Source organism: Streptomyces sp. NPDC103540, assembly GCF_055584445.1.
The window spans coordinates 65,966-84,515 of record NZ_JBVJMA010000019.1; the positions used below are offsets into that span (position 1 = coordinate 65,966).

At 74.8% G+C, this 18,550-nt stretch carries 15 protein-coding genes; 9 read left to right on the forward strand and 6 right to left on the reverse strand.

Annotated elements, in window-relative coordinates:
- Nucleotides 1-20: 20 nt before the first annotated feature.
- Complete coding sequence (locus ACZ6ZI_RS34360; RefSeq protein WP_469527685.1) at nucleotides 21-935, reverse strand: ABC transporter ATP-binding protein; 915 nt, start codon at nucleotides 933-935, stop codon at nucleotides 21-23.
- 108 nt (nucleotides 936-1,043) lie between these two features.
- On the opposite strand from ACZ6ZI_RS34360, the gene ACZ6ZI_RS34365 reads away from it, so the two are divergent.
- The 3 genes from ACZ6ZI_RS34365 (at nucleotide 1,044) to ACZ6ZI_RS34375 (ending at nucleotide 4,130) form a co-directional block, all read left to right on the forward strand.
- Entirely contained in the window at nucleotides 1,044-2,219 is a 1,176-nt protein-coding gene (locus ACZ6ZI_RS34365; RefSeq protein ID WP_469527688.1) for a sensor histidine kinase, read from the forward strand.
- Between the two features lie 4 nt (nucleotides 2,220-2,223).
- Nucleotides 2,224-2,874, forward strand: a complete 651-nt coding sequence (locus tag ACZ6ZI_RS34370; protein ID WP_363055229.1) for a response regulator transcription factor — start codon at nucleotides 2,224-2,226, stop codon at nucleotides 2,872-2,874.
- A gap of 101 nt (nucleotides 2,875-2,975) precedes the next feature.
- Nucleotides 2,976-4,130, forward strand: a complete 1,155-nt coding sequence (locus tag ACZ6ZI_RS34375; protein ID WP_363055228.1) for an ROK family transcriptional regulator — start codon at nucleotides 2,976-2,978, stop codon at nucleotides 4,128-4,130.
- 303 nt (nucleotides 4,131-4,433) lie between these two features.
- Here ACZ6ZI_RS34375 and ACZ6ZI_RS34380 read toward each other — a convergent pair whose 3' ends face one another.
- Complete coding sequence (locus ACZ6ZI_RS34380) at nucleotides 4,434-5,186, reverse strand: GntR family transcriptional regulator (RefSeq protein ID WP_469527691.1); 753 nt, start codon at nucleotides 5,184-5,186, stop codon at nucleotides 4,434-4,436.
- 477 nt (nucleotides 5,187-5,663) lie between these two features.
- Here ACZ6ZI_RS34380 and ACZ6ZI_RS34385 point away from each other — a divergent pair, with 477 nt between their 5' ends.
- From ACZ6ZI_RS34385 to ACZ6ZI_RS34400, 4 genes are all read left to right on the forward strand, one after another.
- A complete protein-coding gene (locus ACZ6ZI_RS34385) occupies nucleotides 5,664-6,551 on the forward strand; it encodes an alpha/beta fold hydrolase (protein WP_469527692.1) in 888 nt (295 codons plus the stop codon).
- Between the two features lie 107 nt (nucleotides 6,552-6,658).
- Nucleotides 6,659-8,266: an alkaline phosphatase D family protein gene (locus tag ACZ6ZI_RS34390; protein ID WP_469527694.1), complete on the forward strand. Its 1,608-nt coding sequence runs from the start codon at nucleotides 6,659-6,661 to the stop codon at nucleotides 8,264-8,266.
- A gap of 161 nt (nucleotides 8,267-8,427) precedes the next feature.
- The gene (locus tag ACZ6ZI_RS34395; RefSeq protein ID WP_469527696.1) at nucleotides 8,428-9,864 is read left to right on the forward strand and encodes a GNAT family N-acetyltransferase; all 1,437 of its coding nucleotides are present in this window, start codon (nucleotides 8,428-8,430) and stop codon (nucleotides 9,862-9,864) included.
- A gap of 157 nt (nucleotides 9,865-10,021) precedes the next feature.
- Entirely contained in the window at nucleotides 10,022-11,728 is a 1,707-nt protein-coding gene (locus ACZ6ZI_RS34400; RefSeq protein WP_469527699.1) for a DUF885 domain-containing protein, read from the forward strand.
- Between the two features lie 91 nt (nucleotides 11,729-11,819).
- Here ACZ6ZI_RS34400 and ACZ6ZI_RS34405 read toward each other — a convergent pair whose 3' ends face one another.
- Nucleotides 11,820-12,383, reverse strand: coding sequence for a rhodanese-like domain-containing protein (locus ACZ6ZI_RS34405; RefSeq protein ID WP_469527700.1), 564 nt, complete (start codon nucleotides 12,381-12,383; stop codon nucleotides 11,820-11,822).
- A 94-nt stretch (nucleotides 12,384-12,477) separates the two neighbouring features.
- Between ACZ6ZI_RS34405 and ACZ6ZI_RS34410 the strand changes: the two genes are divergently transcribed.
- Nucleotides 12,478-12,933 carry an Lrp/AsnC family transcriptional regulator gene (locus tag ACZ6ZI_RS34410; protein ID WP_469527705.1) on the forward strand — a complete coding sequence of 152 codons (456 nt, stop codon included), beginning with the start codon at nucleotides 12,478-12,480 and terminating at the stop codon, nucleotides 12,931-12,933.
- Here ACZ6ZI_RS34410 and ACZ6ZI_RS34415 read toward each other — a convergent pair.
- The 3 genes from ACZ6ZI_RS34415 to ACZ6ZI_RS34425 all read right to left on the reverse strand — a co-directional run bounded on the left by ACZ6ZI_RS34415 (nucleotide 12,923) and on the right by ACZ6ZI_RS34425 (nucleotide 17,910).
- The gene (locus tag ACZ6ZI_RS34415) at nucleotides 12,923-15,934 is read right to left on the reverse strand and encodes an AAA family ATPase (protein ID WP_469527707.1); all 3,012 of its coding nucleotides are present in this window, start codon (nucleotides 15,932-15,934) and stop codon (nucleotides 12,923-12,925) included. The genes ACZ6ZI_RS34410 and ACZ6ZI_RS34415 overlap by 11 nt on opposite strands.
- A complete protein-coding gene (locus tag ACZ6ZI_RS34420) occupies nucleotides 15,931-17,109 on the reverse strand; it encodes an exonuclease SbcCD subunit D (RefSeq protein ID WP_469527709.1) in 1,179 nt (392 codons plus the stop codon). The genes ACZ6ZI_RS34415 and ACZ6ZI_RS34420 overlap by 4 nt, the downstream gene beginning before the upstream one ends.
- Before the next feature lie 171 nt (nucleotides 17,110-17,280).
- Nucleotides 17,281-17,910: a YigZ family protein gene (locus ACZ6ZI_RS34425; protein WP_469527710.1), complete on the reverse strand. Its 630-nt coding sequence runs from the start codon at nucleotides 17,908-17,910 to the stop codon at nucleotides 17,281-17,283.
- A 156-nt stretch (nucleotides 17,911-18,066) separates the two neighbouring features.
- On the opposite strand from ACZ6ZI_RS34425, the gene ACZ6ZI_RS34430 reads away from it, so the two are divergent.
- On the forward strand, nucleotides 18,067-18,471 hold the full coding sequence (locus ACZ6ZI_RS34430) for a CoA-binding protein (RefSeq protein ID WP_469527712.1): 405 nt from the start codon (nucleotides 18,067-18,069) through the stop codon (nucleotides 18,469-18,471).
- Nucleotides 18,472-18,550 lie beyond the last annotated feature (79 nt).

Below are 18,550 nucleotides of genomic sequence, written 5' to 3' on the forward strand. Positions count from 1 at the left end.
GGCGGTTGCTCCGATCCGATTCAGATGCCGGTGGCGACGAAGGTCGTACGGTCGGCGGTGAGGTCGAGGTAGGCCTGCTCCAGCGACGCTCGCTCGTCGGCGAGTTCGAGGACGGGGATGCCCTCTCGGGCGGCCAGGGCACCGATGCGCTCGGCCCGTATGCCCTCGACGGTCCAACGCCCGTCCTCTCCCGCGACCATCGCGAAGCCCTCACGGGCCAGCGCCGCCTCCAGCCGGGCCGGCTCCGAGGTCCGCAGGCGCGCCCTGGGACTGCTCCGGGCGTCGAGGAACTCCCTCATCGGGGTGTCGGCGAGGAGCCTGCCGGCGCCCAACACCACGAGGTGGTCGACGAAGGAGGCGGACTCGGCCATGAGGTGGCTGGAGACCAGGACGGTCCGGCCCTCGGCGGCCAGGCCCCGCATCAGCTCGCGGATCCAGATGATGCCCTCGGGGTCGAGGCCGTTGGTCGGCTCGTCGAGCAACAGCACGCCCGGGTCGCCCAGGAGGGCGGCGGCGATGCCCAGACGCTGGCGCATGCCGAGCGAGAAGGTACCGACCCGGCGCCGGGCCACGGACGCCAAGCCCACCCGCTCCAGCACCTCGTCCACCCGTGGGGCGGGGATGCCGTTGCTGACGGCGAGCATGAGCAGGTGGTCCCGGGCCCTTCTCCCGCCGTGGGCCGCCTGGGGGTCCAGGAGGGCCCCGACCTGCCGCAGCGGGTCGCGGAGGGAGGCAAAAGGACGGCCGCCGATCGTGGCGCTCCCGGAAGTGGGTCGGTCGAGGCCCAACAGCAGGCGCATGGTGGTGGACTTCCCGGCGCCGTTCGGCCCGAGGAAACCCGTGACGCGGCCGGGCAGGACGTCGAAGGTGATGTGGTCGAGGACCCGGTGGGTGCCGTAGTCCTTGGTCAGTTCGCGGATCTCGATGCGGTTCATGGCTCCAGATTCCCCGCCGGCCCCTCCCCCTTTCCTCCCCCGTGCGAGGGTGGCGTCTCCCCCACGTGGGGGAGACGCCCGCCGGGGCGCCCCTGCCAGGATGGGCGCATGATCCGAATGCTCCGCGCCCCGCTCCGGCCGGTGACGTACTCGCGCTGGCTGCACCTGTGCGTTCCCCTGCTGCTCCTGGCCGTGTGGATGTTCATCAATCCCCGATGGCCGTGGATGCCGCTGCTCCTCGTCATACCCTTCGGCTTCGTCCCGTGGGTGCGGCTGGCGGAGGGGCTCCAGGCGCGGTTCCTGCTGACCCCGCGGGAGGACGGCGTCGAGGACGACACGATCAGCGGCCGCCCGTCGGCCCACTGGGGCGACCGCTGGCGGACCGTGCTGTGGTTGGAGATACGGCTGCTGGTGGCGGGGGCCGCCATGTTCGCGACCGTCATGCTGCCCGTGATGTCCGTGGAGCTCGTCGCGACCGCGCTCGGCCAACCCCTGACGGACGACCCGGCCCTGCCCTTCACGCCGCCGCGCTGGGCGGCGGCGCTCCTGGCGCCGGTGCCGCTCGTCGTCCTGCTCGTGGTCGTCGTCGTCCTCGGGGAGGTGATCACCACGATCGCCCGCCGGCTGCTGGGGCCCTCGGCGGCCGAGCGGCTGACGGTCCTGGAAGCGCGCACGGAACAGTTGTTGGAGCGCACCCGCATCGCACGCGAGCTGCACGACTCCATCGGGCACGCGCTCACCGTGGCCGTCGTCCAGGCGGGAGCCGCCCGGGCCGCCGGCGACCCGGAGTTCACCGACCGCGCGCTGAACGCGATCGAGGAGACGGGCCGCGCCGCCCTGGAGGACCTCGAACGGGTGCTGCTGGTATTGCGCGAGTCGTCGCGGCCTCCGTCGCAGCGGCCCACCCTCGCCGAGGCCGACCGACTGCTGGAGTCGGCGCGCGCCTCGGGAGCCGAGGTGGACGCCGAACTGATCGGCCCACTGGAGAAGTTGCCCGGCCCGGTGACCCGGGAGGGCTACCGGATCCTGCAGGAGGCCCTGACGAACGTGCTGCGCCACTGCGGGCCCGTTCCCGTCCGCGTACGGGTGGAGATGACCGGGCGGCGGCTGCTCCTGGAGGTGACGAACCCGATGCCGGAGCGCGTCGCGGTCACCGCGGGCGGCGGCAGCGGGCTGCGCGGGATGCGGGAGCGGGCCGCGTTGCTGGGCGGCGAGGCCGAGACCGGCCCCCACGAGGACGCCTGGCGGGTGCGCGCCCGGCTCCCGCTGGAGCGAATACGCTGACCCGATGCCGGTTACCGTACTGCTCGTTGACGACGAGCCCCTGGTGCGTGCGGGTCTGCGCGCCGTCCTGGACTCCCAGCCCGACATCGAGGTGGTGGGCGAGGCCGCCGACGGCGCCTCCGTCATCCCCCTCGTGCGCAGCCTGCGTCCGGACGTGGTGGCCATGGACGTACGCATGCCGCTGCTCGACGGGATCGAGGCCACCCGCGCGGTCCTGAGGTCGGTGGACTCGCCCCCGAAGATCCTCGTGGTCACCACGTTCGAGAACGACGAGTACGTCTACCAGGCGCTGCGCGCCGGCGCGGACGGGTTCCTGCTCAAGCGGGCCCGGCCCTCGGAGATCGTGCACGCCGTCCGGCTGGTGGCGGAGGGGGAGACGCTGCTGTTCCCGGCGGCCGTCCGGGCCCTCGCGGCCGAGTACGGAAACCGGCAGGCCCGGGCCGTGTTGGAGCGGGCGGCGCTCACCGACCGCGAGGAGGCCGTCCTGCGGCTGATGGCGCGCGGGCTGACCAACGTGGAGATCGCGGGCGAGCTGATCGTCGGCACGGAAACGGTGAAGTCCCATGTCAGCGCCATTCTGGGCAAGTTGGGGGCCCGGGACCGCACCCAGGCCGTGATCACCGCGTACGAGTCCGGATTCGTCTCTCCGGCCTGAGGGACGCGGCCGATTCCGACCGACGGGGGGTCGCGTCTCGCAGCGACGCCGGACGGGCAGTACGATCCGGCTGACAGGGCCGCTAGCTGGGAGGACACACGTTGGGGCAGCTGACCGGCGGGGATCCTTCTCTGCTCCGGCGCATCAATTCGGCCGTGGTGCTCCGGGCACTGCGGGCGGCCGAATCGCCGACCCTCACCGATCTGACGCGCGTCACGGGGCTCTCCCGACCGACGGTCGAAGGCGTCGTGGAAGGACTGATCGGCACCGGGCTGGTCGTCGAGGCCGACGCGGAGGAGGGCGCGCGCCGACAGGGGCGGCCCGCCCGTCGGTTCCGCTTCCGCGCCGAGGCCGGACACCTGCTGGGCATCGAGATCGGCTCGCACCGCGTCGCCGTCCTGCTCTCGGGCCTGGACGGCCGGGTGATCGGCGCCGGGACCAAGGACGTCGCCGAGAACGCGTCCACCGACGAGCGCCTGGAGCGGGTCAGGGCGGCGGTGGCCGATCTGCTGCGCCGGGCCGGGATCCCCCGCGATTCGCTGCGGGCCGTCGGCGTCGGCAGCCCCGGCATCGTGGAGGCGGACGGGACGGTCCGGCTCGGGACCGCACTGCCCGGCTGGACGGGGCTGCCGCTCGGCGAGCGGCTGCGGCGCTCGTTCCGCTGCCCGGTCCGGGTGGAGAACGACGCCAACGCGGCGGCGGTAGCCGAGAACTGGAAGGGCGCGGGGCGGGGCATCGACGACATGGTGTTCGTCATGGCCGGCCTCAGCCCCGGCGCCGGCTCCCTGATCGGCGGCCGACTGCACCGGGGCTTCGGGGGCGCGGCCGGAGAGATCGGGGCCCTGCACCTGCTGGGCCGTGAGGTCACTCCGGAGCGGCTGCTGTCGACGACGGGTGAACCGTTGCACCCGCTGGACGAGCAGGCGGTGGCCGAGGTCTTCGCCAAGGCCAGGCGCGGAGACGAACAAGCGGTGGCCGCCGTGGAGCGGTTCATCCAGCGGCTCGTGCACGACGTGGCCGCCCTCGTCCTGGCCATGGACCCGGAGCTGGTGGTCGTCGGAGGTTGGGCGGCCGGCCTGGACGGGGTGCTGGATCCGCTGCGCCGGGAGCTGGAACGGTACTGCCTGCGCCCGCCCCGGGTGGCACTGTCCCTGCTCGGGGAGGCCGCGGTGGCCACCGGGGCGCTGCGGCTGGCGTTGGACCACGTGGAAGAGGAGCTGTTCGCGGTGGAGCGGACGGTCACGGCCCGCCGCTGACGCCCCGATCCCCCGCACCCGGCGCGGCGCGGGCCGTGCCGGGCCGGGTGCGGGCCGGGCCGGGCCGGGGGCGGGCCCGCCCACACACCCGCCCCCGCGCGGCCCGGGCCCGGCGCCACCCCACCGACTCCCCCGATCGCCCCGATCCCCCGTGCGCGCCCGACGGGCCCGCACGACCCGGCCCGCACGACCCGGGCCCGGAAACGCGAGACCCCACCGGGCCCGTCGGGCGCGGTGGGGCGGGGGCCCGAGGGGGCCGGGGGCCCGAAGGGGTGCTACGGGCCCGGTGGGGTCTCGGACGCGTCAGGAGGCGGCGCGGGTCTCGGTGATCTCGACGCCGGAGTCCCCGAAGGTCAGGCGGCAGGTGTCGGCGCGGTAGGTGGCCACGGAGACGGCCGCGGTGCCCTCGGCGGTGAAGTAGCGGGTGGTCACGACGAGCACGGGAGCGCCGGGGAGGCGGTCGAGTTCCTTGGCGTCGTCGGCGCGGGCGGAGCCCAGCTCGACCGAGCGGTCCTGCCCGTCGAGCGCGAGCCGCTGGAGTTCGCGCAGCACGGCCCGGGCACGTGCCGCGCCGGCGGGGGCGTCGATCGCGGAGAGGCCGGGCACAGAGCCGGCGGGCACGTAGAGCAGCTCGGCGGCGACGGCCTGGCCCTGCGTGACGCGGGTGCGGCGCACGGTGTGGACGGCCTGGTCGGGGGCGGTGCCCAGGAGCTTCAGTACGGCGGCGGTGGGGATGCACTCGACGGCGTCCACCGGCTCCCAGCCGTCGACGACCTCACCGGGCCAGCTGTGCTGCGGGCTGCCGACGGCGACGCCCACGCGCGGCGGGGCCACGGTGGTGCCGACACCGCGCCGGCGCTGGAGGCGGCCTTCCAGTTCGAGCTGCTCCAGGGCCTGTCGCAGGGTGGCGCGGGCGACTCCGAAGCGCGCGGCGAGCTCTCGCTCGTTCGGCAGGACCTCACCGACGGCGAAGTCCTGGTCGAGCGCCTCGCTGAGCACGTTCTTGAGGTGCCAGTACTTCGGCTCCGGCACCGATTCGAGCTGCGTGGTCCCCACCCTGACTCCTCCTGCAATCGCCGCTGTCGCCGTGTGCGAGCCGCGGTTTCGCGCCGCAGTTCCGCGCCCTTGTTTATTAAAGGTTCCTGCACTATCCCTGCGACGATAGGACGGCGCACCCCCTTGGTCAAGACCAATGCTCGCCGCTTTGCCGGGCAGATCGGGCATATGTAGCAAGGCGTTCACAGGATGTTCTCGCCCTCACCCCTTACGGCCGGAAGACGTCCGGGAGACGACCGAAACATGCCGCAAGGCGTCCGGAAGGTGTCGCCGCCCTCTCCGCCCGCGCCACCCCCACCCCGCAGGCCTCGCCGGCCCCAGCCCGCACGCGAGCCCGCGGACCGCCCCGCACCCCACCCGGCGCAGCGGAGCGCGCACAGCGCCGACGTCTTGTAGCGGCAGGCTACCGGGCGGTAATCATGGGGGCAGTCACTCCTGACGATCCGTCTCGCACGCGTCCCCCCGACGAGGAGCAGCATGACCGCCACGGTCTCCTTCCCGATCGATTCGCCGACGGGCCCCCGCACCGTCACCCTCGCCCACGAGCGCAAGGGCGCCGGCGAACCGCTCCTCCTCCTGCACGGCATCGGCCACCACCTCCAGGCCTGGCACCCCGTGACGGACCTCCTGGCCGCCGAGTACGAGGTCATCGCCGTCGACCTGCCGGGCTTCGGCGCCTCCGACCCGCTGCCCGAAGGCGTCCCCTACGACCTCGACACCATCGCCCCGGCGCTCGGCGCGCTGTGCTCCGCGCTCGGCGTGACGACGCCGCACGTCGCGGGCAACTCCCTGGGCGGGCTGCTCGCCCTGGAGATGGGTCGCGTCGGCCTGGCCCGCTCGGTCACCGCGCTCTCCCCGGCCGGCTTCTGGACGGAGACGGAGCGCCGCTACGCCTTCACCGCCCTGCGGGCCATGCGCGTGGGCGCCCGCGCGCTGCCCCTGCCCCTCCTGGAGCGGCTCTCCCGCAGCGCCGCCGGCCGCGCGGCGCTCACCGGGACCATCTACGCCCGCCCCGCGCGCCGGGCGCCCGAGGCGGTCGTCGCCGAGACCCTCGCCCTGCGCGGCGCGACCGGCTTCGAGCGGACGCTGGCCGCGGGCGGCTCCGTACGGTTCACCGCGGACGTGCCGGACCTGCCCGTCACCATCGCCTGGGGCTCGGGCGACCGGCTGCTCCTGCCGCGCCAGGGGGTGCGCGCCAAGTACACGGTCCCCGGGGCGCGGCTGGTGCGTCTGCCGGGCTGCGGGCACGTGCCGATGCACGACGACCCGGCGCTCGTGGCCCGCGTCGTCCTCGACACCGCCCGCGCGGCGGATTCCGGCCCGGCGCCCGGCGCCGGCGAGGGGGCCGCGGCCGACCGCCGATGACCTGCTGACGGCTGTTCATCCCCGGTTCGCACGGGAGACGCGGCCGGTCCGGTGTGCGGCGGCACACTGGCCCGGCCCACCCCCGCCGGCCCCTGGAGACGCAACCGATGGCACCCCTGCCGCACACCCGACGGACCCTGCTCGGCGGTTCGCTCGCCGTCCCCCTCGGCCTCGTCCTGTCCACCGCCTACGCGGCGCCCGCCCTGGCCGCCGCCTCCGCCCGGTCCGCCGCCTTCGTGCGTTCCGGGCGCCCGGCCGCCCTGTGGGGCACCCAGTCGGGCGAGATCACCGCCCACTCGGCGACCGTGTGGACCCGCTCCGACCGTCCGGCCCGGATGCACGTGGAGACCTCGCCGAGCGAATCGTTCCGCTACGGCGTCCGCCGGCACGAGGGCCCCTTCCTCGGCCCCGCCACCGACCACACCGGCACCGCGACCCTGCGCGACCTGCCGCCCGGCCGTCAGATCCACTACCGGGTCGTGCTCACCGACCCCGACGACCCGCGCCGCTCCGGCGAACCGGTCCGCGGGACCTTCCGCACCACCCCGGTCTCCCGCCGCCACGACGTGCGCTTCCTGTGGTCGGGGGACCTCGCCGGACAGGGCTGGGGCATCAACCCGGAACTCGGCGGCTACCGCGTCTTCGACGAGATGCGACTGCGCGACCCGGACTTCTTCCTCTTCAGCGGGGACACGATCTACGCCGACGGCCCGCTCCAGGCGTCCGTCGCCCTGCCCGACGGCCGCATCTGGCACAACGTGACCACGGAGGAGAAGGCGAAGGTCGCCGAGACGCTCGCCGAGTTCCGCGGGAACTTCCGCTACAACCTGCTCGACCGCAACCTGCGCGACTTCTACGCCCAGGTCCCGGTGCTCGCGCAGTGGGACGACCACGAGGTGCGCAACAACTGGTACCCGGGCCAGCTCATCGACGACCCCCGCTACACGGTCAAGGACGTCGACACCCTCGCCGCCCGCGCCCGCCAGGCCTTCGGCGAGTACTTCCCGGTCACCGACCTGCGGGGCGGTCGCGCCGAGGGCCGGATGTACCGGGTGCAGCGCCACGGTCCGCTGCTCGACGTCTTCGTCCTGGACATGCGCACCCACCGCGACGCCAACTCGCCGGGCCGCCGGGCCGAGGACCCGATCGGCATCCTCGGCCCGGAACAACTGGCCTGGCTCAAGCGGGAGCTCTCGCGCTCCCGCGCCACGTGGAAGGTGATCGCGGCCGACATGCCGCTGGGGATCGTCGTCCCCGACGGTGCGACGAACTTCGAGGCCGTCGCACAGGGCGATCCGGGCGTCCCGCTCGGCCGGGAGCTCCAGATCGCCGAACTCCTGCGCCACATCAAGCACCGGAACATCACCGGCACCGTCTGGCTCACCGCCGACGTCCACTACACCGCCGCCAACCACTACGCGCCCGAGCGGGCCGCCTTCGGCGACTTCGCGCCGTTCTGGGAGTTCGTCTCCGGCCCCATCGGGGCGGGCGCCTTCCCCGCCGGTCGGCTCGACGCCACCTTCGGGCCGCGGACCGCCTTCGTGGAGTCGGCGAAGGTCGCCAACATGTCCCCGGCCGAGAACCCCCCGTACTACGGCGAGGTCGACATCGACGGCGACAGCGGCGAGCTCACCGTCCGGCTGCGCCGCCAAGGGGGTGGCGTACTCTTCACAAAAACCCTCCGACCCGGTCGCGTCGGCCAGCCGGAGGCATAGGCAAAGGCGGGGCGCGCCGAAGAGGTGGACGGGGGCCCGAGCCGGGGAACCCGTCCGGGGAATTCAGCCGGAAAACTGGGTGAAACGGGCCAGATCGACGCTTAACCCATCGGTCACAGAACGTTCGTGATCACGCAACACCCCGCGTCCACAGTGAGTCCATGACCAAACTCAATGCCGACGCCCCCCACCGCCCCCACCACCGCCACCACTGGCGCCGCGATCTCGTCGAGCTCGCCGCGCTCTTCTGCGCCGTGGCGGTGGCCGACGGCATCGCGAACCTCGTCGTCCACGGCCCGAAGGGCCCGGTCCTGCTCGTCGCCTCGGCCGTGGCGCTCCTGGTCACGGCCGCTTTCCACACCTGGTGGGCGCGCCGGCACAGCCATGCGCCGCCTCCCGCGGACACGGCGCCCTCCGATCCCGGGCCGCGCGGCGACGCCCCGCAGGCGCGCGCCGGCGGCACGACGGACGCGTTGTGGCGGATGCGGACGACGGTGCGCGACGAGCCCGGCAGCCTGGCCGCGCTCTGCACCGTCCTGGCCGGTCTCGGGGTGGACATCCTGACGCTCCAGACCCACCCGCTGCCGGAGGGCGGTACGGTCGACGAGTTCCTGCTGCGCGCCCCGCGGGAGCTGGCGTCCGCCGAGCTGACGCGGGCCGTCGCCCGCGCCGGCGGCCGCAGCACCTGGATCGAACGCGCCGACGCCCACGACCTGGTGGACACCCCCACCCGGGTCCTGGGCCTGGCGACCCGCACCGCCCTGGACGCCGCCGAGCTGCCGCTCGCGCTGCGCCAGTTGCTGGGCCGCTGCACGATCCACTCGATCCCCGCGACGACCCTGTCGGGCCGCCCCAACGCGGGCGCCGACGCCCCCGTCGAGGGGGTCCTGGAGGCCACGGTGATGCGCCTGCGCGACCCCTCGGGCGGCGCGATCACCGTGGAGCGCCCCTACCTGCCGTTCACCCCGAGCGAGTTCGCCCGCGCCCGGGCCCTGGTCGAGCTCGACGCCCGCCTGGGCCCGCGCGTCCCGCGCGGCCAGGACGTCCTGACCCTGCCCGAGGGCAACGAGATCACCGTGCGCCGCGCCGACGGCTCCGACCTCGACGCCGCCCGCGCGATGCACGACCGGTGCAGCGAGCGCACCCTCGGTCTGCGCTACCACGGGCCGGTCGCCGACGCCGACCGCTACCTCGGCCACCTCCTGAGCCCCCGCTTCGGCCGCACCCTCGCCGCCACCACCGCCTCCGGCCGGCTCGTCGCCCTGGGCCACCTGCTCTGGGACGGCGACGAGACCGAGGTGGCCCTGCTCATCGAGGACGACTGGCAGCGCCGCGGCATCGGTTCCGAACTGCTGCGCCGCCTGCTGGCGATGGCCGTCGAGGCCGGTTGCGACAGCGTCTACGCCGTCACCCGGGCGTCGAACACCGGCATGGTCGCGGCCATGCGCGGCCTGGGCCTGCCCCTCGACTACCAGATCGAGGAGGGCACCCTCGTGATCACGGCCCGGCTGGACGCGCCCCCCGTCGGCCCCCGCCCGCCCCACGAGGCCACGGCCGAGCGGACCGCGTACGGGACCGCTGCGCACCCGGGACACTGAACCCCGCGCCGGACCGCTCCGCCGCGAACCCGCCCCGTCCCGGCCCGCCCGTCCCGACCCTTCGAGGGGTCCGCCCCCGCGCGGACCCCTCGATCCGTCAGGAGACGAAGATCCCATGGTGATGACGCGGGGGCGTCCCGCATACGAAGATGGCGGCATGTCTGAGACCCTCCACAGCACCGAAGCGGCCCTTCTGCCCCGCCAGGTGGCCGACGCCTACGTCGACGATCTCGTCGCCCTCGACCCGATCACCGGCACCTACCTCGGAGTCGCCGAAAGCTCCCGCAGCCTGCCGGACTTCTCCCCCGCCGGTCGGGCGGCGGCAGCCGACCTGTGGCGCGCCACCCTCGCCCGGTTGGACGCCGCCGAGGCGCTGCCCGGCGCCGACACCGAGATCGAGCGCCGCTGCGCGCGACTGCTGCGCGAGCGCCTGGGCGCCGAGATCGCCGTGTACGAGGCCGACGAGGACCTGCGCGCGGTCAGCAACATCCACTCCCCGGCGCACAGCGTCCGCGAGGTCTTCACCCTCACCCCCGCCGACACCGAGGAGGACTGGACCGCGATCGCCGAGCGACTGCGCGCCGTACCGGCCGCCCTCGCCGGCTACCGCGAGAGCCTCGCGCTCGGACTGGAGCGGGGCCTGCCCGGCAGCCCGCGCCCCACCGCCACCTTCGTCGAGCAGCTCACCACCTGGGCGGGCGAGGACGCCGACACCCCGGCCTTCTTCGACGAGTTCGCGGCCGGCGGCCCGCAGTCGCTGCGCGCGGAGCTGGACGCGGCGGCGGCCGGTGCCACGGCGGCCGTGGTCGAACTGCGCGACTGGGTGCGCGACGTGTACGCCCCGGCCGTCGCGGACGCCCCGGACCCGGTCGGTCGTGCCCGCTACGCCCGTTGGGCGCGCTACTTCAACGGCACCGACCTCGACCTGGACGAGGCCTACGCCTACGGCTGGAGCGAGTACCACCGGCTGCTGGCGGAGATGAAGGCCGAGGCCGCCAAGATCCTGCCGGGCGACCCGAACCCGTGGGACGCGCTGCGCCACCTGGACGAGCACGGCACCCACATCGAGGGCGTCGAGGAGGTCCGGGACTGGCTCCAGGGCCTGATGGACGAGGCCATCGAGAACCTCGACGGCACCCACTTCGAACTCGCCGAGCGCGTCAAGCGGGTCGAGTCGATGATCGCCCCGGCGGGCGGCGCGGCCGCCCCGTACTACACGAACCCGTCGGAGGACTTCTCGCGTCCCGGCCGGACCTGGCTGCCGACGATGGGCCTGACCCGCTTCCCCGTGTACGACCTGGTCTCCACCTGGTACCACGAGGGCGTTCCGGGCCACCACCTCCAGCTCGCGCAGTGGACGCACGTGGCGGACCGGCTGTCCCGCTACCAGGCGGGCGTGGGCATGGTCAGCGCGAACGTCGAGGGCTGGGCCCTGTACGCCGAGCGGCTGATGGACGAGCTGGGCTACCTCAAGGACGCCGAGCAGCGGCTGGGTTACCTCGACTGCCAGATGATGCGCGCGGCCCGGGTGATCGTGGACATCGGCATGCACCTGGAGCTGGAGATCCCGGCGGACTCCCCCTTCCACCCGGGCGAGCGCTGGACGGTCGACCTGGCGCAGGAGTTCTTCGGGCTGCACAGCGGGCGGCCCGGGGACTTCGTCGAGAGCGAGCTGACCCGCTACCTGTCGATGCCGGGGCAGGCCATCGGGTACAAGCTGGGTGAGCGCGCCTGGCTGCTGGGTCGGGACAACGCCCGCGCCGCGCACGGCGATTCCTTCGACCTGAAGGCGTGGCACATGGCCGCGCTGTCGCAGGGCTCGCTGGGCCTGGACGACCTCGTGGACGAGCTCTCCAAGCTCTGAGCCCGCGGGCCCCGGCGCCCGCCACGCCGAAGGGCCGGCCGCTCCCACGAGGGGCGGCCGGCCCGTGCGTGCCCGCGTACGCGCGCGGGGTTCAGCAGCCGCAGTCGTCCGAGTCGGTGGGGGCGGTCAGCGGGTCGGCCTCGGTCCGGCGCTGCGCGCCCTGCCAGGTCTCGACCTCGAAGCCCTCACGGATCCAGTACTCGATGCCGCCGAGCATCTCCTTGACCCGGAAGCCCAGTTCGGCCAGGGCGAGGGCGGAGCGCGTGCCGCCGTTGCATCCGGGGCCCCAGCAGTACGTCACCACGGGGACGTCCTTGTCGAGGAGCTTCTCGGCCTGCTCGGGGATCAGGGCCGTCGGCAGGTGGATCGCGCCGGGCACGTGGGCCTGGTCCCAGGACGGGGTGGAGCGGGAGTCGATCAGCTGGAAGCCCAGCTCGGCGCCCTGCTCGCGGTGCGCCTTGAAGGCGGCGGCCACGTCGGAGACGTCCGCGTGGAAGGCGAGGCTCGCCGCGAAGTACGCGGCGGCGGCGGCCGGGCTCGCCGGGGGGACGCGGAGCACGGGGTTCACGACGGCGGCGGTCGTGGAGGCCGAGGCCGTCGTGGAGGTGGTCGGGGCGGTCGTAGGGGCGGTGGCCTGCGGCTGCGTCGTGGTCATGGCCAGAAATCTACGAAGTGTTGATCATTTCTGGAAGGCACTTTCCCCGGCCTTCCGCTTGTTCACCCGGGGATTCCCCTGCTAGACCTGCCCCATGAGCGGATATTCCCCCTACACCCCGGATGCCACCGACTGGCGGATCCTCGCGGCCCTCCAGGAGGACGGCCGCGCGAGCTTCACCGAGCTGGCCCGGACCGTGTCCATGTCCGCGAGCGCCGTCACCGAACGCGTGCGCCGGCTGGAGGAGGCCGGGGTCATCACCGGCTACACGGCCGTCGTCGACCACGAGAAGCTGGGCAAGACCATCCTCGCGCTGGTGCGGCTGCGCTACCCGCACGGCAATTACAAGCCCTTCCACGACTTCCTCGACGCGACCCCCGAGATCCTGGAGGCGCACCACGTGACGGGCGACGACTGCTTCGTGCTGAAGGTGGCGGCCCGCTCCATGTCCCACCTGGAGGAGATCACGGGCCGCATCGGCGGCCTCGGACCGGTGACCACCAGCATCGTGTACTCGTCCCCGCTGGCCCGGCGTCCGATCAGTCCGTGACCCCCGCCGTGCGGTGGCGCACCACCGAGCCGCCGCGCTGCTTGACGATCTCCAGCTGGGCCTGGACGCGGGTGCGCAGGTCTCCGACGTGGCTGACGATGCCGACACTACGGTCGCGTTCGCGCAGCGAGTCCAGCACGTCGAGCACCTCGTCCAGGGCCTGTTCGTCGAGGCTGCCGAAGCCCTCGTCGATGAAGAGGGTGTCCAGGCGCATGCCGCCGGCCTCGTCGGTGACCACGTCGGCCAGGCCGAGGGCCAGGGCGAGCGAGGCGAAGAACGTCTCGCCGCCGGAGAGGGTGGCGGTGTCGCGCTCGCTGCCGGTCCAGGCGTCGACGACGTGCAGGCCCAGGCCGGAACGGCCTCGTCCGCCCGCGCGGGCGTCGGAGTGCACGAGGGTGTAGCGGCCCCCCGACATCCGCAGCAGCCGCACCGTCGCGGCGGCGGCGACCTGCTCCAGCCGGGCGGCCAGGACGTACGACTCCAGGCGCATCCGGCGCTCGTTGTCGGCGGAGGTGCCCGCGGTGAGCCCGGCGAGCCGGGCCACCCTCTCGTACGCCTCCCGCAGCGGGCCCAGGGCCCGCAGTTCGCTCTCCATCTGCCGCGCGAGCCGGTCCAGTTCGGAGCGGCGCAGCCGGGCGGCGTCGACCGTCGAGCCGGCGGCGCGCAGCCGGGCGGCGGCGCGGGCCTCGACCTCCTCGGCGGCGCGCGGGTCGGCGGGGGGCAGGGCAGCCGCGCGGGCGGTGTCCGCTTCCGCGCGGCGCTCGGCGAGGGTGGCCTCCTCGGCCTGCCAGGCGTCGAGGCGGTGTTGCAGGCCGGTGCGCTCGTACTCGGGCAGGACGGCCTCGGCCGCGGCGTCGACGGAGTCGAAGCCGGCCTTGAAGGCGGCGTCGGCGAGCTGCCCGTCGGCCTCCTTGAGGCGGGCGGCGGTGGTCTCGGCCCGGCGCAGCGCCTCGGCGGCCCCGGTGACCATGCGGATGCGGTCCTCCAGGGTGCGGGCGCGCGCCGCGACGCTGGGCGAGTCGCCCCGTACGAGGACCAGTTCGGCTTCCAGGGAGGCCTGCTCCCGGTCGAGGGCCTCCCGGCGGGAGGCGCGGGCGGCGGCGCGGCGTTCGGCGTCGAGCCGGTCGGAGCCGCGCGCCTCGTGCTCGCGTTCGGCGCGGGCGAGTCGCTCCCGGGCGGTGTGCAGGCCGGCCGCGGACGCGTGGGCGGCGGCGTGCCGTCCGCTCAGGTCCGCGGTGAGGGCGCGCAGTTCCTCCGTGCCGGCTTCGCCCGCCGCGGAGGCGGCTTCCCCCTCGGCCTCCCGCAGGGCGGCGAGTCGGCGCTCGACGCCGGCCCGGCGCTCCTCGGCCTGTTCGAAGCGGGCGTGGGCGGCGTCCTCGGCGGCCCGGTCGACGTGCCCGGCGGCGGGGCGGGCCGGGGCGGGGTGGTCGGCCGACCCGCACACGGCGCAGGGTTCGCCCGCGGTCAGGGCCTCGGCCAGTTCGGCGGCGATGCCGCGCAGCCGGGCCTCCTTCAGCTCCAGCCAGCGCTCCCGGGCGCCGGCGGACTCCTCGCGCGCGCGCAGCAGTTCGCCGTCGGCGGCGGTCGCGTCGGCGGCGAGCGCGTCGCGGCGCAGGGACGCGGTGAGCTGCATCCGAACGGGCTCCAGCCGGCCTGCGAGCTGCTCGGCCAGGGTGAGTGCCTGCTGGGCGGCGTCGACCCGTTCCTGGAGTTCCGCCCTGGTGGCCTCCCAGCGGGCGAGCCACTCGGCGGACTCCTGGCGCTGCTCCTCGGCGTCGCGGGACTCCCGGTCCAGCGTGGCGCGCTCGCGGCCGATCTCGGCGCTGCGCAGTTCGGCCCGCCGGGCGGCGCCGACCGCGCCGAGGTCCTCGCGCAGCCGCTGTTCCACGACGGCCAGTTGCTCGGCCCCCGCGGCGGCGAGGGGCGGGGGCAGCTCGGAGCGGGCCACGCCCTCGGCGTGCGCGGCGGTGAGGTGGGCGGCGGCCGCGGCTCCGCGCAGTTCGAGGGCGGGGGCCACGAGGGCGCCCCGGCGGGCCCGGTCCAGGAGGTCCCGTACGCGTGCGCGGTCCGGCGCGGCCCCGTCGAGGAGGGCGGCCCGGCGGGTGGTCTCGGCGTGCCGGTGCTGGAGACGGTCGAGTTCCCGCTCCTCGTCGGCGGCCCGCCGGGCGGCGACGTGGCGCCCCTCCGCCGCGGCCAGCGCGTACTCGGCGACGACGAGCCGTTCCCGGGACCAGCAGCGGGCGACGGCCGCCCAGGCGCGGACGGCCTCGGCGAGGCCGGGTTCGCCGGGCTGCCGGTCGGGCAGCGGCCAGGCCCGCAGGTCGGGACTGTCGCCGGCGGCCTGGGCCAGGCGCTGGGCGGCGGCGAGCACCTTCTCGTCGCCGGCGCGCACCTTGGCCTCGGCGGCGCGCCTGCGGTCGGCGAGGAGGGACTCGACGGCGGCGAAGCGGCGGGTGTCGAAGAGCCGCCCGAGGAGCCTGCCGCGGGCTTCCGCGCCGGCGCGCAGGAACTGCGCGAACTCGCCCTGCGGCAGCAGCACCACCTGGCAGAACTGTTCCCGGCTCATGCCGAGGAGCTGTTCGACCTCCTCGCCGATCTCCTGGTGGGAGCGGCTGAGCCCGGTCCAGCCGTCGGCGGTGCGCTCGCGGAGCAGGCTCTGCGGCTTGTCCTTGGTGGTGCCGGTGCCGCGCTTCTTGGGCCGGTCCTGCTCGGGGCGCCGGGTGATCTCCAGGCGGCGGCCGCCGGCGGTGAGTTCGAGGGTGACCTCGGTCGGGGTGTCCGGGGCGGCGTGGTCGCTGCGCAGGCTGGTGCCGGGCGACTGGCGGGAGCCGGGGACGGAGCCGTAGAGGGCGTAGCAGACGGCGTCGAGGACGGAGGTCTTGCCGGCGCCGGTGGGGCCGTGCAGCAGGAAGATCCCGGCGCCGGAGAGGGCGTCGAAGTCGATCGTCTGGGGTTGGGCGAAGGGCCCGAAGGCGGTGACCTCCAGCCGGTGCAGCCTCATCGGTCGCCTTCCCGGCCGCTGTCCTCGCGCGCGCCCTGGACGCGCACCTCGTCGAAGGCTCCGCGCAGCACGGCGCGCTCGGCTTCGTCGGCGGGGCCGCCCCCGCGCACGTGCGCGACGAAGTCCTCGGCGATCTCCTGGTCGCTGCGGCCCCTGAGGCGCCGGGCGTAGGAGGCGGGGCCGTCCTGGACGCGTCCCTCGGGGTCGAAGGCGAGGCTGAGGGTGTGGGGGAAGCGGCTGGTGAGGCGGGCCATCGGGTCCTGGGGGCGGACCGTGTCGGTGAGGGTGGCCTCGATCCAGCTGTCCTCCCGGCCCGCGAGCGCGGGGTCGTCGAGGAGCTCCTCCAGGCGTCCGCGCAGGCGGGCGAGGGGGCGCGGGACGGGGGTGTCGATCCGTTCGGCGGTGACCTCGCCGGCGGGACCGAGCTCGACGAGCCACATGGTCTTGCGGTGGTCGGCCTCGGAGAAGGAGTAGGCGAGCGGGGAACCCGAGTAGCGCACCCGTTCGTTGATCGTCTGGCAGCCGTGGAGGTGGCCGAGGGCGGCGTAGTCGACCCCGTCGAAGACGTCGGCGGGCACGGCCTCGACCCCGCCGACGGCGATGTCGCGTTCGCTGTCGCTCGCCTGTCCGCCGGTGACGAAGGCGTGCGCGAGGACCACGGAACGGGTGCCGGGGGCCCGGCCGGCGAGGTCGGCCCGGATCCGGTCCATGGCCGCGCCCAGCACGGCCTCGTGGCTGACCCTCGGCGCGGCGAACTCGTCCTTGACCAGGGCCGGTTCCAGGTACGGCAGCCCGTAGAGGGCGACGTCGCCGTGTACGTCGGCCAGCACCACGGGGTCGGCGCAGCCCGCGGGATCGGTCCTGAGGTGGATGCCGGCCCGGCCGATCAGTCCGGCGCCGACGCCGAGGCGGCGGGCCGAGTCGTGGTTCCCGGAGATCATCACGGTGGGCACGCCGATGTCGGCGAGGCGGTGCAGGGCCCGGTCGAAGAGGTCGACGGCGGGCAGCGGCGGCACGGCGCGGTCGTAGACGTCACCGGCGACGAGGACGGCGTCGACCTCGTGCTCGCGGACGGTCTCGACGAGGTGGTCGACGAAGGCGGCCTGGGCGGACAGCAGGTTCACGCGGTGGAAGGAGCGGCCCAGGTGCCAGTCGGAGGTGTGCAGGAACTTCACTCGACCGCTCCGACCCGCACGCCCGTTCTCCTTCTTGACCCCGCACGCGAACCCGCGCGCGACCCCGCACCGACCCTCCAGGCTAACCCCTTCGCGGCCGGTCCCCGGCGCCCCGGCCATGGCCCGGGTCCCACCCGGGCGGGAGCGGGGACGGGCGACGGACCCCGGTGCTCAGCCGTCGCCGTAGGCCTCGCCGCCGAGCTCGAAGCCCGCCGTCCCCGCGGTGACGTCGGCCAGCCAGGCCCGGAAGGCCTCGACGTCCGCCTCGGGAAGCCCGATCTCGATGGCGACGGCCTCGCCGTAGCGCACGTCCAGGACGGCGCGGCCGGTGGCGCGCAGGTCGTTCTGCGTCTTGCCGGCGCGCTGGTGCTCGACGGTGACGGTGGCGAGCCGGTAGCGGTGGCGGGTGACGGTCCCGAGGACGTCGAGGGCCTCCCCGACGACTCCGCCGTAGGCCCGGATGAGTCCGCCGGCGCCGAGCTTCACGCCGCCGTAGTAGCGGGTGACGACGGCGACCGCGTAGCGGATGTCGCGCCGGGTCAGCATCTGGAGCATCGGGACGCCGGCGGTGCCGCCGGGCTCGCCGTCGTCACTGGCCTTCTGGACGGAGGCGTCGGCGCCGATCACGTAGGCGTAGCAGTTGTGCGAGGCGGTGGGGTGTTCCTTGCGGACGCGCGCGATGAACTCCTGCGCCTCCCGCTCGGTCGCGGCGGGCGCGAGGGAACACAGGAAGCGCGAGCGGTTGATCTCCGACTCGTGCACGCCCTCGCGGGCCACCGTCACGTACTGGTCTGCCTTCACCCGTCCACCCTACGGGCCGTTCCGACGGGAATCGGACGGGTGTGTGCCCGGTTGTACCGGCCGAGCACCACGACGGAACGACGGCGCGACCTCGACGAGGCCGCGCCGGCGCCCCGGTGGTCAACGGCATCGGAACGGCATCAGGAGGCGGCGCCCGTGTACGGCGACCCGGCAACCATCCGCAGGATCCTCACCGAACTCGGCGACACGTGGGCCGTGGTGGGCCTGTCCAACAACGAGGACCGGGCGGCCCACGGGGTGGCCCGCGTGCTCCAGCGCTACGGCAAGCGCGTGGTCCCGGTCCACCCGAAGGCCGAGACGGTCCACGGCGAGCGCGGCTACGCCTCGCTCGCGGAGATCCCGTTCAAGGTGGACGTGGTGGACGTGTTCGTGAACAGCGCGCTGGCCGGCGCGGTCGCGGACGAGGCGGTCGCGGTGGGCGCGGAGGCCGTGTGGTTCCAGCTGGACGTGATCGACGAGGCCGCCTTCGCGCGCACCCGCGGGGCCGGGCTGGACATGGTCATGGATCGCTGCCCCGCCATCGAGATCCCCGCCCTCTGACGACGCCCCCGCCCCGGCCCGGCCCGCCCCACCTCGGCCCGCCGCGGCCCCGCCGCGCCCCCGTGAGGGGCGGCGGGCC

Bases quoted from the DNA above. Each gene is read 5' to 3' on its own strand.
- ACZ6ZI_RS34360 (WP_469527685.1), bottom strand. From the start codon at position 935: ATGAACCGCATCGAGATCCGCGAACTGACCAAGGACTACGGCACCCAC.
- ACZ6ZI_RS34365 (WP_469527688.1), top strand. From the start codon at position 1,044: ATGATCCGAATGCTCCGCGCCCCGCTCCGGCCGGTGACGTACTCGCGC.
- ACZ6ZI_RS34370 (WP_363055229.1), top strand. From the start codon at position 2,224: ATGCCGGTTACCGTACTGCTCGTTGACGACGAGCCCCTGGTGCGTGCG.
- ACZ6ZI_RS34385 (WP_469527692.1), top strand. From the start codon at position 5,664: ATGACCGCCACGGTCTCCTTCCCGATCGATTCGCCGACGGGCCCCCGC.
- ACZ6ZI_RS34390 (WP_469527694.1), top strand. From the start codon at position 6,659: ATGGCACCCCTGCCGCACACCCGACGGACCCTGCTCGGCGGTTCGCTC.
- ACZ6ZI_RS34395 (WP_469527696.1), top strand. From the start codon at position 8,428: ATGACCAAACTCAATGCCGACGCCCCCCACCGCCCCCACCACCGCCAC.
- ACZ6ZI_RS34400 (WP_469527699.1), top strand. From the start codon at position 10,022: ATGTCTGAGACCCTCCACAGCACCGAAGCGGCCCTTCTGCCCCGCCAG.
- ACZ6ZI_RS34405 (WP_469527700.1), bottom strand. From the start codon at position 12,383: ATGACCACGACGCAGCCGCAGGCCACCGCCCCTACGACCGCCCCGACC.
- ACZ6ZI_RS34410 (WP_469527705.1), top strand. From the start codon at position 12,478: ATGAGCGGATATTCCCCCTACACCCCGGATGCCACCGACTGGCGGATC.
- ACZ6ZI_RS34415 (WP_469527707.1), bottom strand. From the start codon at position 15,934: ATGAGGCTGCACCGGCTGGAGGTCACCGCCTTCGGGCCCTTCGCCCAA.